The organism is Paraburkholderia hayleyella (assembly GCF_009455685.1).
GTDB classification, from domain to species: domain Bacteria; phylum Pseudomonadota; class Gammaproteobacteria; order Burkholderiales; family Burkholderiaceae; genus Paraburkholderia; species Paraburkholderia hayleyella.
This window is the reverse complement of record NZ_QPES01000002.1, coordinates 577,113-590,029: the sequence shown is the minus strand read 5'-3', so window position 1 is coordinate 590,029 and position 12,917 is coordinate 577,113. Positions and strand designations below refer to the sequence as shown.

Annotated in this window: 12 protein-coding genes and 2 pseudogenes; 1 reads left to right on the top strand and 13 read right to left on the bottom strand. The window is 59.1% G+C overall.

The features are described from left to right. The first annotated feature begins 186 nt into the window (after nt 1-186). On the top strand, nt 187-1,119 hold the full coding sequence (locus GH657_RS16965; protein ID WP_153102185.1) for a prolyl hydroxylase family protein: 933 nt from the start codon (nt 187-189) through the stop codon (nt 1,117-1,119). A 249-nt stretch (nt 1,120-1,368) separates the two neighbouring features. Here the strand turns inward: GH657_RS16965 and GH657_RS16960 are convergent, their stop codons facing one another. The 13 genes and pseudogenes from GH657_RS16960 to GH657_RS16900 all read right to left on the bottom strand — a co-directional run bounded on the left by GH657_RS16960 (nt 1,369) and on the right by GH657_RS16900 (nt 12,917). Then, nucleotides 1,369-1,599: a hypothetical protein gene (locus tag GH657_RS16960; protein WP_153102184.1), complete on the bottom strand. Its 231-nt coding sequence runs from the start codon at nt 1,597-1,599 to the stop codon at nt 1,369-1,371. A gap of 144 nt (nt 1,600-1,743) precedes the next feature. Then, nucleotides 1,744-1,992 (bottom strand): annotated as a pseudogene (locus GH657_RS16955) (ribonuclease E/G); the annotation flags it as partial. A gap of 149 nt (nt 1,993-2,141) precedes the next feature. Further along, nucleotides 2,142-3,689, bottom strand: coding sequence for a hypothetical protein (locus tag GH657_RS16950; protein WP_174770015.1), 1,548 nt, complete (start codon nt 3,687-3,689; stop codon nt 2,142-2,144). A gap of 828 nt (nt 3,690-4,517) precedes the next feature. After that, on the bottom strand, nt 4,518-5,987 hold the full coding sequence (gene rng, locus GH657_RS16945) for a ribonuclease G (protein WP_153102182.1): 1,470 nt from the start codon (nt 5,985-5,987) through the stop codon (nt 4,518-4,520). Between the two features lie 10 nt (nt 5,988-5,997). Beyond that, the gene (locus GH657_RS16940; protein WP_153102181.1) at nt 5,998-6,645 is read right to left on the bottom strand and encodes a Maf family protein; all 648 of its coding nucleotides are present in this window, start codon (nt 6,643-6,645) and stop codon (nt 5,998-6,000) included. A 105-nt stretch (nt 6,646-6,750) separates the two neighbouring features. Further along, nucleotides 6,751-7,221: a 23S rRNA (pseudouridine(1915)-N(3))-methyltransferase RlmH gene (rlmH, locus tag GH657_RS16935; protein WP_153102180.1), complete on the bottom strand. Its 471-nt coding sequence runs from the start codon at nt 7,219-7,221 to the stop codon at nt 6,751-6,753. Nucleotides 7,222-7,311: 90 nt separating this feature from the next. Continuing rightward, nucleotides 7,312-7,797, bottom strand: coding sequence for a ribosome silencing factor (gene rsfS / locus GH657_RS16930; RefSeq protein WP_153102179.1), 486 nt, complete (start codon nt 7,795-7,797; stop codon nt 7,312-7,314). Between the two features lie 2 nt (nt 7,798-7,799). Next, nucleotides 7,800-8,558 carry a nicotinate-nucleotide adenylyltransferase gene (locus tag GH657_RS16925; protein WP_425495772.1) on the bottom strand — a complete coding sequence of 253 codons (759 nt, stop codon included), beginning with the start codon at nt 8,556-8,558 and terminating at the stop codon, nt 7,800-7,802. 16 nt (nt 8,559-8,574) lie between these two features. Beyond that, nucleotides 8,575-9,498, bottom strand: a complete 924-nt coding sequence (gene hemF / locus GH657_RS16920; protein ID WP_153102177.1) for an oxygen-dependent coproporphyrinogen oxidase — start codon at nt 9,496-9,498, stop codon at nt 8,575-8,577. An 81-nt stretch (nt 9,499-9,579) separates the two neighbouring features. Then, nucleotides 9,580-10,856 (bottom strand): annotated as a pseudogene (gene purD / locus GH657_RS16915) (phosphoribosylamine--glycine ligase). Between the two features lie 88 nt (nt 10,857-10,944). Continuing rightward, a complete protein-coding gene (locus tag GH657_RS16910) occupies nt 10,945-11,673 on the bottom strand; it encodes a YebC/PmpR family DNA-binding transcriptional regulator (protein ID WP_153102176.1) in 729 nt (242 codons plus the stop codon). Between the two features lie 205 nt (nt 11,674-11,878). Further along, entirely contained in the window at nt 11,879-12,529 is a 651-nt protein-coding gene (upp, locus tag GH657_RS16905) for a uracil phosphoribosyltransferase (protein WP_153102175.1), read from the bottom strand. 232 nt (nt 12,530-12,761) lie between these two features. Continuing rightward, nucleotides 12,762-12,917 (bottom strand): hypothetical protein, encoded by a 156-nt coding sequence (locus GH657_RS16900; RefSeq protein ID WP_153102174.1) that lies wholly within the window; start codon nt 12,915-12,917, stop codon nt 12,762-12,764.

The window sequence follows — 12,917 nt, the reverse complement described above, 5'->3', positions numbered from 1 at the left end:
GCTCCGGTTTGCCGTTCGTTCACATCATTGTTGGCATGCCCGACACTTTAGTCTCATTAAAAAAGCAAGAAACCATTCGCGGCTGGAGGGATTGATTTATATAACGCGGCTTGTAGTATTGCGGCAGCGCCAAAAGGATAGTCGGCATATTTTTAAAATGGTTTGTGTAACAGATTCAGGTGTTTGATGAAAACGATTGATGCAGCTTGGTGTGAATGGCTCGCCACTAATATAAAACGCGGCTGCACCATGCAGTCGATGGTGGTATCCATGGTTCAGGCTGGTTTTAACCAGGAGGATGCTGCCGAGGCTGTACGCGATGCCGTGGCGCACGAGCGTTCCAGCCGCCCCGTTAGTGCCCCGGTAGATAGCGAAGTCGCCCGTCTGGCTGCTGCTGTTACTAACGCCACTAATGCTACTAACGCTACTGCCACCACCACGGCTTCCGCCGCTAACGCGAGCATCACGTCCTCGTCGCTGATTGCGGCCGGCAATGTGATTCGGGCCTATGACCGTGATATCAAGGTGGTTTCGCGCCACAGCGACCCATCCGTGATTGTTTTTGCCGATGTGCTGACACCGGATGAATGCAACGAAGTGATTGCCCGTTCGGCGGGCCGGTTGATGCCTTCGACGGTGGTCAATTTCGAGGATGGTGGTCTCGATCGCATTGACCGCCGCACCAGCGAGAATTTCTGGTTCAGCCTTGCCGAGGATGAATTGATTGAGCGTCTGGAGCGGCGCATGGCGGCGCTGATGAACTGGCCCATTGAAAACGGCGAAGGGTTACAGGTCGTGCGTTATGGCGTGGGTGCCGAATATCAGCCGCATTTCGATTATTTCCCGCCAGAGTTTCCCGGCAGCGAGGTCTTTCTTGAACGCGGTGGCCAGCGGGTTGCGACCTTGCTGATTTATCTGAACGACGTTGAAGAAGGGGGCGAGACGGTGTTTCCGCCTATTGGGCTGTCAGTGGTGCCGCGTCAGGGCGGTGCGGTGTACTTCCATTATCTGAATGAGAAGCTGGAGCTGGATCCACAAACCTTGCATGGCGGTGCGCCAGTTATCCGGGGAGTGAAATGGATCATGACGAAATGGATACGGGAACGTCCGTTTGTCTGATTAGGTTAAATAGTTCCTGGTCTGATAATGAGAGAGGCAGAAAATCAGAAAAATGAGAGGGGCGGGAAAACCATAATGGGAAATTAATCAGAAAATTCCTAACATGTTACTAAACGTAACGAGTTGTTTCAAAAAGATGATGTTACGGGGGTAGGTGAGGGGCCAGTCGGAGACCAGCCGAACGGGGTATAAAACGGTAAATAACAAGACTGCAAGATAAAAAAGACGCGATTCAGAATTCAATCGCGCTCAGGGGATGGCCGCGAGAAGTTCGCGGCCATTTTTTTTAGGGGCACGCGCGTTAGACGCATGTTCCTTGAGGAAGAATTTCATATCGCGCTTGTTCCAGGCGCGGTCGTCACTATTAAACAGCGTTTTATATTTTTCGATTTCTGCGGCAGAACCAGGATGGGCCGCGATGGTTTTTGCGGCTACTGGCCGTGCCGCGGCACCCAGTAGCGCCGCGGCGAAGCCTTGCACAAGGCCGCGTCGGGTGTCGTTGTGAACCTCCCGGTGGATGCCATGTTTTTAGATGCTTTCATTGATACTGCTCCTTGAGGTTACGCTGCTGTATTAGCGCGAATCCTGCGCCTGGAGCTAGCCATAAGAATATCGAAAGGGTTTTTACATCAGCACGATATCGTATTGCTCCTGGCTCAGATTAGATTCCACCTGCAATGAAACCGGTTTGCCAATAAAGTCGATCAGCATGGCCAAATGTTGCGACTCTTCTTCCAGAAACAGATCGACCACTTGCTGCGAGGCAATCACGCGGAACTCCCGTGGATTGAACTGGCGCGATTCCCGCAAAATCTCGCGCAGCACGTCATAGCAAACAGTTCGCGCGGTTTTGACCTGGCCTTTGCCCTGACACACCGCTGGTTTCCGTTTCCTTGGGTACGGGAACTTGGGCGGGCTCGGCGACCAAGGGTTCGCGGAATGTCGTGAATGTCGCTATCGCCCCACGGAAATGAGATGCGAGACGGGCCAGATCTTCGGCCCGTCTCAGTTAGGAACTCACATCAATTGCACTGCACGTTCGACAGGATCGCGACGATTTTTCGCAAATCTGGCGGTGCGACAAGCGGTACGGACTTGGAAATATCGCTCGCGTCGATTTGCAGCAAAGCTGGCTTGCCATCTGGGAAGTTGATGGCGACATCGCCGTTAGCCGAATAGTTTTTGATTACGCCGACAGCGCGAATCGCAACCTCTGATGGCGCCGACCCATCCTTGCGCCAAAGCTTAAAATGAGCCGACTTTGTACCTGACGGGCACATGATCGATACCGGTCGTTCAGCCTCGATCCAGTTGTCGGACGTCAAGCCTGTGACAACTGGGCTTGTTGTCTTGAATATCCAGAGTTGATGCTCGTACATGAAATCGATTGCCGGCTTTACCACGTCGTAATGCGCGAGCATGGTCTGCTGGATGTCATTGCGATTCCTGATCGTTTCCGGAAAGGCGAGGATGACAGGAGCCTCGGCAACATATTTGTTCTTGTAATCGGTCACGTATCGGCCCTTCACCCAATCTGCGTGATAGCCAAAGACAGCGCACAGTGTAACGAATGCCATAACTGCGAAAGCGGAGACGGCGCGCCGGCGTGAGTTTGCCACTTCGCACAAAAACCATACCGCAGCAATTGGGATGAATTGAGTATGCACGACATACCAAGGTGCCATCGCACCGTTTATCCCGTTACGGTACCTGAACATAGAGACGGCGAGGACGGTAAAAACCGAGTAGGCGGACAGTGAAAAGATGAACATCGCGCCTGTACGGGGACGACGCAGAATGTATATCCACGTCGCTACGGTGGCGAGTATCAGTACATAACCGGCCACGTAATATGCCGTGAGGCTTGCTCCTTGTTCAAACAGGGCTTTTCCAAGCACGCTTGAACCGGTCATCACGATTGCAAAGCGAATGATTGTTTCCACGCTGCGTTCGGACGCAGCGGGCGCGTAATCGGTCAATGAGCTGTAATGAGTTGTGATCGCAACATAGGCAACCAAACTAAGGGCGACGGTGACACCCGCGCCCCAGACAGAAATGCTAATTTTTCGGTCCTGGATCAGACGAACCAGCAGAGTAAGTCCAATCGACCCAACGGCACCGACGCCATATCCGCCAAGGAAGAGGAGTTGGGCGATCGGGAAGATTACGATAAACGGCCACAACGAAGACTGGTCACCCCAAAGGCGTGAGTCGAGAATGCGGGCGCAGATGGCAAATAGGTAGACTCCGCCAGCTGCAGCCAAGCCCATTCCCCACATCGGGTTGTGGGTGGTGGACAGAAGAAGCAACGAGATGACGGCTAGACCGACAAGCCGTTTTGGAGGTGGCCAGGCAACATCGGCGTTAATTCGCTGGACGACGATTGCGGCACCCGCCACGATGAATAACCCGTAAACAACGCTGTCAAATCCGCCCCAGAATCGGAACAGAAGGATATTGAGCGCAAGGATCAGGTTGTAGCCCGGAAACATGTGCTCGTAATAAACGGTGAAAAATCCTTGCGGCGTCACTCGTCTAGCCAGCAGTTCTTTCATAAACTCAAAATGCATGAACTGCGACTCATAGAACACGTTCGCATTCTGTATATACACGTAACTTGCGAACGCAAAGGCGAACAATAAGAACACGGCGCCGATTGCGAAGGTAACTGGCTTTGAACGCATGGTTGTAAAGTATTTTTTAATTTATATGGACGCTCGACGCCGTGCTGCTGGAGGCAGCATGGCGTCGAGCGTGCTTGACTGGCGCTCCTTGGCCAACGCGCCAAGCCAGGAAGTAAGGGCTGCCCTTCGGATGCACGGGTTGCTCATGCCGAATTCGGTACCGTCGTATCCAGCGACGAAAGCATCGTGCAATGGACCTTGGTGAAGGTATCTGCCGTTGAAAAGCATCACTGTCTCGTTAATTTGGTCTTTTTGTGAGTGTTGCATTCTATTACATGCACATGCACATGCACATGCACATGCACATGCACATGCACATGCACATGCACATGCACATGCACATGCGCCAGAATTTCACTTTCAGATCAAGGGTGTTGCGGGGATGAGCACGGCCTGTCCAAATCGTTCTTGCCAGTCAACCTTGCGCACGGCTGTTCGACTGATGCCTGGTTTGGGATTACGCGAGTCCGAGACCATTACCGCGCGCTGGAAATGGCTCGATGTCGAGCGGCGCACATACACGCCAGAACGCACGAAGGGACGCGAGGCCGACTCTTTACCCGTACCAGACTGGTTGCTCGCTTATCTGATGAAGAAGCACAAGCCGGATGGCTACATGCTCCATAAACGCGATGGGAGACCCTATGCGGCGGGCTTCACCCGCTTGGGCTATGCTGGCAGCCAATCAAGCCGCCGGTGCCCCTCATATTTCATCTACATCAGCACGATATCGTATTGCTCCTGGCTCAGATTAGATTCCACCTGCAATGAAACCGGTTTGCCAATAAAGTCGATCAGCATGGCCAAATGTTGCGACTCTTCTTCCAGAAACAGATCGACCACTTGCTGCGAGGCAATCACGCGGAACTCCCGTGGATTGAACTGGCGCGATTCCCGCAAAATCTCGCGCAGCACGTCATAGCAAACAGTTCGCGCGGTTTTGACCTGGCCTTTGCCCTGACACACCGGGCAAGGCTCACACAACACATGCGCGAGGGATTCACGCGTGCGCTTGCGTGTCATTTCAACCAGCCCGAGTTGCGAAAACGTGCTCACCGTGACCCGGGTGCGGTCGCGCGCCAATGCTTTTTTGAGCTCGCCCAGCACCTGCTCGCGGTGCTCGGCGTTTTCCATATCGATGAAGTCGATGATGATCACGCCGCCCAGGTTGCGTAGGCGCAACTGGCGCGCAATCGTGTGCGCGGCCTCCAGGTTGGTCTTGAAGATCGTGTCGTCGAAGTTGCGGGCGCCGACATAGCCCCCTGTGTTGACGTCGATCGTGGTCATCGCTTCGGTTTGGTCGATGACCAGATAGCCGCCTGATTTCAGGTCCACGCGCCGCGACAGGGCTCGCTGGATTTCGGCTTCGATGCTGTAGAGATCAAAAAGCGGCCGCTCGCCGGTGTAATGATGCAGCCGCGCCGCGACCGCGGGCGTGAATTGCCCGGCGAAGCCAGACAGCATCTGGAAGGTTTCGCGTGAATCGATCTGGATGCGGGTCGTGTTGTCCGTCACGAAATCGCGCAGCACGCGTTGCGCCAGATTCAGGTCCTGGTGCAGCAGGCTGGTGGGCGGCATGCGTTGCGCCTGCAACTGGATCGTGGCCCAGGTGGTGCGCAAATACGCGACGTCGCTGGATAGCTCTTCGGGGCTCGCGTCTTCAGCGATGGTGCGCACGATGTAGCCGCCTTTTTCGTCGGCGGGAAGCACGGCCAGCAGACGGGTGCGGATCGCCTCGCGTTCGGTTTCGCTTTCGATCTTCTGCGAGATGCCGATGTGCGGCTCTTGCGGCAGATAGACCAGGGTGCGTCCGGCGATGCTGATTTGCGTCGATAGCCGGGCGCCCTTGGTGCCGATCGGATCCTTGACCACTTGCACCATCAGCGCCTGACCTTCGAAGACGATTTTTTCAATCGGCTGCGGGGGCGTGTTTGTATGCGATTCGCCGGGTGCGCGAGGGTGCCAGATATCCGCGACATGTAAAAAAGCGGCGCGTTCAAGGCCGATGTCGATGAAAGCGGATTGCATGCCGGGCAACACGCGCACGACCTTGCCGAGGTACACATTGCCGACGCGTCCACGCGATAACGTGCGCTCGACGTGAAGCTCCTGCACGGCCCCTTGCTGGACGAACGCAACGCGCGTTTCCTGGGGCGTGACATTAATCAGGATTTCTTCATTCATGGTGTTGTTTTTAGAAGTCGATGCGAGTTGCTTGCAGCAGGGCGGCAGTTTCGAAAAGAGGCAGGCCCATGATACCCGAGTAAGACCCCTCGATATGTTCGATCAAGGCGGCGGCGCGGCCCTGAATGCCATAGCTGCCGGCCTTGCCGAAGGGTTCGCCGGTTTCGACGTAGCGCCGCAACACGTCTTGCGACACGCTGGCGAAACGCACGCGCGAACGTGACAGCACGACGGGCAAGGGTATGCCGCCGGCATCGACCACGGTGAGCGCGGTGAGTACGTCATGTTCGCGTCCGGCGAGGCGTGTGAGCATGGCTAACGCGTCGGCGGCGTCAGTGGGTTTGCCCAGGATTGAACCCTCGAGCGACACCGTGGTATCGGCGACCAGGATCGGAGCGTTGACGTAGCCGCTGGTGTTCAGACGGGCGCGGGCGGCTTCGGCCTTGGCCTGGCAGACACGCTGCACATAGGCCTCGGCAGGCTCGCCAGGACGTTCGCTTTCGAGCGCTTCGGCGTCTTCATCGGGACGCGGCAGGAGCAGCTCATAGCGCACGCCAAGCTGTTGCAGCAATTCCTGGCGGCGTGGGCTTTGCGAGGCGAGATACACGAACGCATGCCGTGGCGGGGCCATGGCGAGGTCGGGTGCGGACAGGGACATGATGAACAGCTCTCCATGACGTTGGCCGGGCGGCGCTCAAGCACGGCGCGTAGGGGCGGAAGGGATGCGGTGAGCGTTGTCCTGGGCGGAATGCGCGAGGCCCGTTCACACGCGATGGTAGGGATGATTTTGCGTGATGGTCCACGCGCGATATAACTGCTCGGCTAACAGCACGCGCACCATCGCGTGCGGCAAGGTCAGGCTGGAAAGCCGCAACAGCAGGTTCGCCCGAGCCTTGAGCCCGGGGTCGAGGCCATCAGCGCCGCCGATCAGAAAGGCCACATCGTGTCCGTCCTGCTGCCATTGCGGCAAGGCGCTGGCCAGTTGCATCGTGGTCCAGTCGCGGCCATGTTCGTCGAGTGCGATGAGGTGCGCCTGCTTCGGCAGCACGGCTTCGATTTTCTGCCGCTCGGCGGCCATGACGCTTTCAGCGGAGCGGCCGGACGAGCGCAGTTCGGGTTTGATTTCACGCAGCTCAAGACGTAACTCTGGCGGCATGCGTTTGGCGTATTCGTCGAAGCCGCTGGCAATCCAGCCCGGCATCTTGTGGCCAACCGCGATGATGTGCAGCTTCATCGCGTGTAGCGCCTGGCGTGATGAGGCAGCGGCATAAGCATGAGCGACTTCACTTAAAGGCTTCGAGGACTGACCCAGGGACCCAGGGACTCAGGATGAGCGTTTGCGTGCCGCTGTCTTGCGCGCGGGCGTCTTGCGTGCGGGTGCGGGTGCAACTGTGGTTGTATCGTCTTCGTCGCTTTCAGCTTCATCGAGCGGTTCGCTCGCGCGGGCGCCGCCAAATGTGCTGCCGCCCGAGAGCTTCAGGTGGACGGGCTTATCGCCCCAGATTTCTTCGAGGTTGTAATACTGACGCAGCGCGGGTTGCATGATGTGGACCACCGCATCGCCGCAATCGACCAGCACCCATTCGCCGATGTCTTCGCCTTCGATACTGATGATTTCGCCGCCTTCCTGCTTGACCTTGCTGCTGACGCTGGAGGCGAGCGCCTTGGTCTGACGGTTGGAGGTGCCGCTGGCGACAATCACGCGATCAAACAGCGCTGTCAGATGGCTCGTGTTGAACACCTTGATGTCCTGGGCCTTGACGTCTTCGAGGGCGTCGACGATGGCACGTTGCAGTTTGCGAATATCCATGATTACCGGGGTGGGTACAAATGATGTTGAAAGATGTAGTCCTGCACGGCGGCAGGAACGGGAAGTGCTGCGTGGTGCGGGACGGCGCCGTCTGCGCAGAGCGGTTGATGCAAACGGGTACGGATAGCAGTGGCTGAGATATCGCAGGCAAGCGTTGTATCGAGCAGCACATGGCCGCACGGTGTGGCTTGCAGTATCAGGGCGCTGGCTTCGCGTGCGGCGACTTCGGCTGCGACGGCCGCGCCGGCCTGGCGCAGGTCGAACCCCGGGCGCGTTGCGACGCACAGATGCGCGAGCGCGAAAATATCACGCCACGCGTGCCAGGTATCGAATTGCAGGAGCTGGTCCGCGCCCAGCATGAGGGAAAGCGATAGGCCCAGGCCTTCGCGTTCGCGCCAGCGTCGCAGTGTCTCGACGGTGTACGTGGGGCCTTCGCGTTCGATCTCGTCGGTGGCGACCCGCACCTCGACGCCTGGCAGGAGGAGGGTGGCCGCCGCCGCCCGGGTCATCGCCAGGCGGTGCGGCGCGGCTGAGACCCCGGTTTTTTGCCAGGGCTGCCCTGCGGGCAGCAACACCAGCTCGGTCAACTGCAGCAACTCGGTGAAGCGCCGGGCGAGCGCCAGGTGGCCGTTGTGGATCGGATCGAACGTGCCGCCCAAAAGGCCGATCCGGCGTGGCAAGGCAGCAGGGCGGGCAGGCGGTTTCAGGATAGGTCCTTGAGTTTCAGGATCCAGAGGCGAGGTTGCGCCGCAGGTCTGGATGACACGCAGGGCAGGCTTAAACCCATGCGCGTGGCACCAGAAAATCGCTGTAAAGGCGCGCTTCCGGCGTATCCGGCTGGGGTTGCCAATCGTAGCGCCAGGTGGCGGTAGGCGGCATCGACATCAAAATGGATTCGGTGCGCCCGCCGCTTTGCAGCCCAAAGTGCGTGCCACGGTCGAAGACCAGGTTGAACTCGACATAGCGGCCACGCCGGTACGCCTGGAAATCGCGCTCCGTTGCGCCATAAGGCGTGTCGCGGCGTCGCTCGATGATCGGCAGATAGGCCTCGACAAATGCATTGCCCACGCTTTGCACCATGGCGAACGATTGCTCGAAGCCCAGCTCGGCGAAATCGTCGAAGAAAATACCGCCGATGCCACGCGCTTCGTTGCGATGCTTGAGAAAGAAATACTCATCGCATTCGCGCTTGAAACGCGGATACAGCTCCGTGCCGAACGGCTGCAACGCATCGCGGCAGACCCGGTGAAAATGCTGGGCGTCTTCGGTGTAGCCGTAATACGGCGTCAGGTCCATGCCGCCGCCAAACCAGAAAATAGGCGCGGCATCGGGCTGGGTGGCCACCAGCAGGCGCACATTCATATGCACCGTCGGGCAGTAGGGGTTGCGTGGGTGCAGCACGAGCGATACGCCCATCGCATCGAAGCCCCGCCCCGCCAGTTGCGGGCGCGCGGCACTGGCCGAGGGTGGCAGCGCCGTGCCTGAGACATCCGAAAAACCAATTCCGGCGCGCTCGAAAAACTGGCCGCCTTCGAGAATCCGTGTGCAGCCGCTGCCGCTCAGTTTGCCGCCAGGCTCGCGTTGCCAGCTATCGCTGGCGAGCGGCGTGCCGTCGAAGTTGCCGAGCGCGTCGGCGATATGCGTTTGCAGGCCGCGCAGCCATGTACGGACTGCCTCTACGTCGTAAGTTGATTGGGTCATGACAACAACTCAGTTACGAAAGCGGCCGCAGGCCGCTGCTGGTTTAGGGGTGAAACAGAAGGTGTTACGGTACCTCAGGTTTCAGGTGTGCTTGCGTCCCAGCGCGCGATTGCCGATATCGCGGCGGTACTGCATGCCATTGAACGAAATCTGGTTGACCATCTGGTAGGCGACCGACTGCGCGCTGCGCACCGAATCCGCCAGGCCCACGACGCACAGCACGCGCCCGCCCGACGTGGTGAGCTTGTCGTCGACCCGTGTGGTGCCCGCATGGAACGTAACGGAATCGGCGGTTTCGGGGGGATGTCGCTGATCCGGTCGCCCGTGCGCGGGTTCTCCGGATAGTTGTGCGCGGCCAGCACGACGCCTAATGCGGTGCGGCGGTCCCATTCCAGCTCGATCGTATCGAGCGTGCCCGCGATGGCCTGTTCGACGACCCGCGAAAAATCGCCTTTCAGGCGCGCCATGATGGGCTGGGTTTCGGGGTCGCCCATCCGGCAATTGAACTCGAGTGTTTTCGGCTTGCCCTCGGCGTCGATCATCAAACCCGCATAGAGAAACCCGGTGAAGCGCAGACCTTCGCTTTCCATGCCGCGCACGGTGGGCAGGATGATTTCGCGCATCACCCGCGCATGCAGTTGCGGCGTGACGATGGGCGCGGGCGAATAAGCGCCCATGCCCCCGGTGTTCGGCCCGAGGTCGCCGTCGAGCAGGCGCTTGTGGTCCTGGCTCGACGCTAGCGGCAGTACATGCTTGCCATCGACCATCACGATGAAACTCGCTTCTTCGCCCGTCAGGAATTCTTCGATGACGACGCGCGCCCCCGCTTCGCCCAGCGTGTTGCCCGACAGCATCATATCGACGGCGGCATGGGCTTCATCGAGCGTCTGGGCCACCACCACGCCCTTGCCTGCCGCCAGGCCATCGGCTTTGACGACGATCGGCGCGCCATGGGCATCAAGCCAGGCGTGCGCGGCGGCGGCATCGGTGAAGCTGGCGTAGGCGGCGGTGGGAATCGCATGGCGTGTCATGAACGCCTTGGCGAAATCTTTCGAGCTTTCGAGCTGGGCGGCTTCTTTGGTCGGCCCGAAAATTTTCAGGCCGCGCGAGCGGAACAGGTTGACGATGCCCGCTGCCAGCGGCTGTTCGGGCCCCACCAGGGTAAAAGCGACCTGTTCCTGTTCGGCGAAATCAGCCAGTTCGGCTGGATTCGTGATGGGGATGTTACGCAGGCGCTCGTCCCGGGCTGTGCCGCCGTTGCCTGGTGCAACGTAGACGAGCTGGACACGGGGTGACTGGGCGAGTTTCCAGGCGAGGGCGTGTTCGCGGCCACCGGAGCCTACGACGAGTAACTTCATGTGAATTCCTGAAAACTAAAAACAGAAGTGGCCAGCGTTTTCAGCGCCAGCCGGGACAAACAGCAACACATACGTCTGCGTGCATCGCTCATGCTTCGACGATCACAGCGTTGGTGTAGACCTCTTGCACATCGTCGAGATTTTCGAGCGCGTCGAGCAGTTTTTGCATTTTGATGGCGTCGTCGCCGCTGAATTCGACTTCGGTTTGCGGTTTCATCGTGACTTCAGCCATTTCAGCCTTGAAGCCCGCGGTTTCGAGCGCGGCCTTGACCGCCGGAAAATCATGCGGCGGGCAGGTGACTTCGATGCTGCCGTCGTCATTCGTGACGATGTCTTCGGCGCCGGCTTCGAGCGCGGCTTCCATCAGTTTGTCCTCGGGCGTGCCGGGGGCGAACAGGAACTGGCCGAGATGATCGAACATGAACGACACCGAGCCATCGGTGCCCATGTTGCCGCCAAATTTGGAGAAGGCGTGGCGCACTTCGGCCACGGTGCGAATGCGGTTATCCGTCATGGTGTCGACGATCACCGCTGCGCCGCCGATGCCATAGCCTTCGTAGCGGATTTCTTCGTAGTTCGCGCCATCGACCCCGCCCACGCCGCGCTGGATCGCGCGGTTGATGTTGTCCTTGGGCATGTTGGCGTCGAACGCCTTGTCGACCGCCAGCCGCAGACGCGGGTTGGAATCAGCTTCGCCGCCGCCCATGCGGGCCGCCACCTGGATTTCCTTGATGAGCCGGGTCCAGATCTTGCCGCGTTTCGCGTCAGTCGCTGCTTTTTTGTGTTTGATGTTGGCCCATTTCGAATGACCCGCCATATGTTTCTCCGTTGCCTGCCGTGGCGTATGCCTTGAGCGATTGTTGTTGCGTTGCCGCGTCCGGGTTTAACCCCCGCCGGGTTGAGCGGCGGACCGGGGCCCCGTCAATCAAGTAAGTGCGCGGGTGCCCGGCTTATGCCTGATCGAGGGGGCGGATTTTATCATGGCCACCTGGGCACCGGCCGTGTGGTAGAGGGTGCCGCGGCTAGTTTTTCGTGCCAAACAGACGGTCCCCGGCATCGCCCAGGCCCGGCACGATGTAGGCGTCCGTGTCGAGATGCGAATCGAGTGATGCCACATACAGTTTGACCTCGGGATGCGCCTCCTGAAACACCTGGACGCCTTCGGGCGCGGCCACCAGCGCGAGAAACAGGATGTTGGCCGCGCTCACGCCGCGCTGCCTGAGCACATCGACCGCATGCACCGCCGAATAACCGGTGGCGACCATCGGATCGCACAGGATGAACACCCGGTCTTCGAGGTCCGGCAGGCGCACGAGGTATTCGACCGGACGGTGATCGTCGGCGCGATACACCCCGATATGGCCGACGCGGGCCGAGGGAATCAGCTCCAGCAGGCCGTCGGACATACCGACGCCCGCGCGCAGCACGGGCACGATGGCCAGCTTTTTGCCCGCGATCACGGGCGCATCGATTTCGACGAGCGGAGTCGTGACCCGGCGCGTGGTGATCGGCAGGTTACGGGTGATTTCATAGCCCATCAGCAAGGTGATTTCGCGCAGTAGCTCGCGGAACGTGCGAGTCGATGTGTCGCGGTCGCGCATGTGCGAGAGCTTGTGCTGGATCAGTGGGTGATCGAGGATGAAAAGATTGGGGAAACGGCTGTCCTGAGTCATGGCGAGCGTCCACGCGACGGCGAAAGAAGACGGTTGAGGGCGGGTGCACTTAGAGGCCGAAGGGGGCAAAAGCGTGCCCAGGAGGCGCCAGGGCGCCCAGTCATCGGGCCAGATCTTGCGCGACTAGCCCATGATGTTCCGGCCGCGAGTTTACCGAAAGCACGCGAGCATGCCAGCGAAGATTGCGCAGGCAACGCCATGGCGGCGATTCTTTTAGAATCGGACCTTTCGGCTAGAGCGGGCCCATCATGCGGATCACGTCGATCAGGTCGGCCACATCGACCACATCGACCACATCGACCACATCGGCCACATCGGCCACATCGGCCACATCGACCACGCCCGGCATGCTCACCACGACAACCGCAGTTCGCCATTCATCCCGCAC

Bases quoted from the DNA above. Each gene is read 5' to 3' on its own strand.
- GH657_RS16965 (WP_153102185.1), top strand. From the start codon at position 187: ATGAAAACGATTGATGCAGCTTGGTGTGAATGGCTCGCCACTAATATA.
- GH657_RS16950 (WP_174770015.1), bottom strand. From the start codon at position 3,689: ATGCATTTTGAGTTTATGAAAGAACTGCTGGCTAGACGAGTGACGCCG.
- rng (WP_153102182.1), bottom strand. From the start codon at position 5,987: ATGAATGAAGAAATCCTGATTAATGTCACGCCCCAGGAAACGCGCGTT.
- GH657_RS16940 (WP_153102181.1), bottom strand. From the start codon at position 6,645: ATGTCCCTGTCCGCACCCGACCTCGCCATGGCCCCGCCACGGCATGCG.
- rlmH (WP_153102180.1), bottom strand. From the start codon at position 7,221: ATGAAGCTGCACATCATCGCGGTTGGCCACAAGATGCCGGGCTGGATT.
- rsfS (WP_153102179.1), bottom strand. From the start codon at position 7,797: ATGGATATTCGCAAACTGCAACGTGCCATCGTCGACGCCCTCGAAGAC.
- hemF (WP_153102177.1), bottom strand. From the start codon at position 9,498: ATGACCCAATCAACTTACGACGTAGAGGCAGTCCGTACATGGCTGCGC.
- GH657_RS16910 (WP_153102176.1), bottom strand. From the start codon at position 11,673: ATGGCGGGTCATTCGAAATGGGCCAACATCAAACACAAAAAAGCAGCG.
- upp (WP_153102175.1), bottom strand. From the start codon at position 12,529: ATGACTCAGGACAGCCGTTTCCCCAATCTTTTCATCCTCGATCACCCA.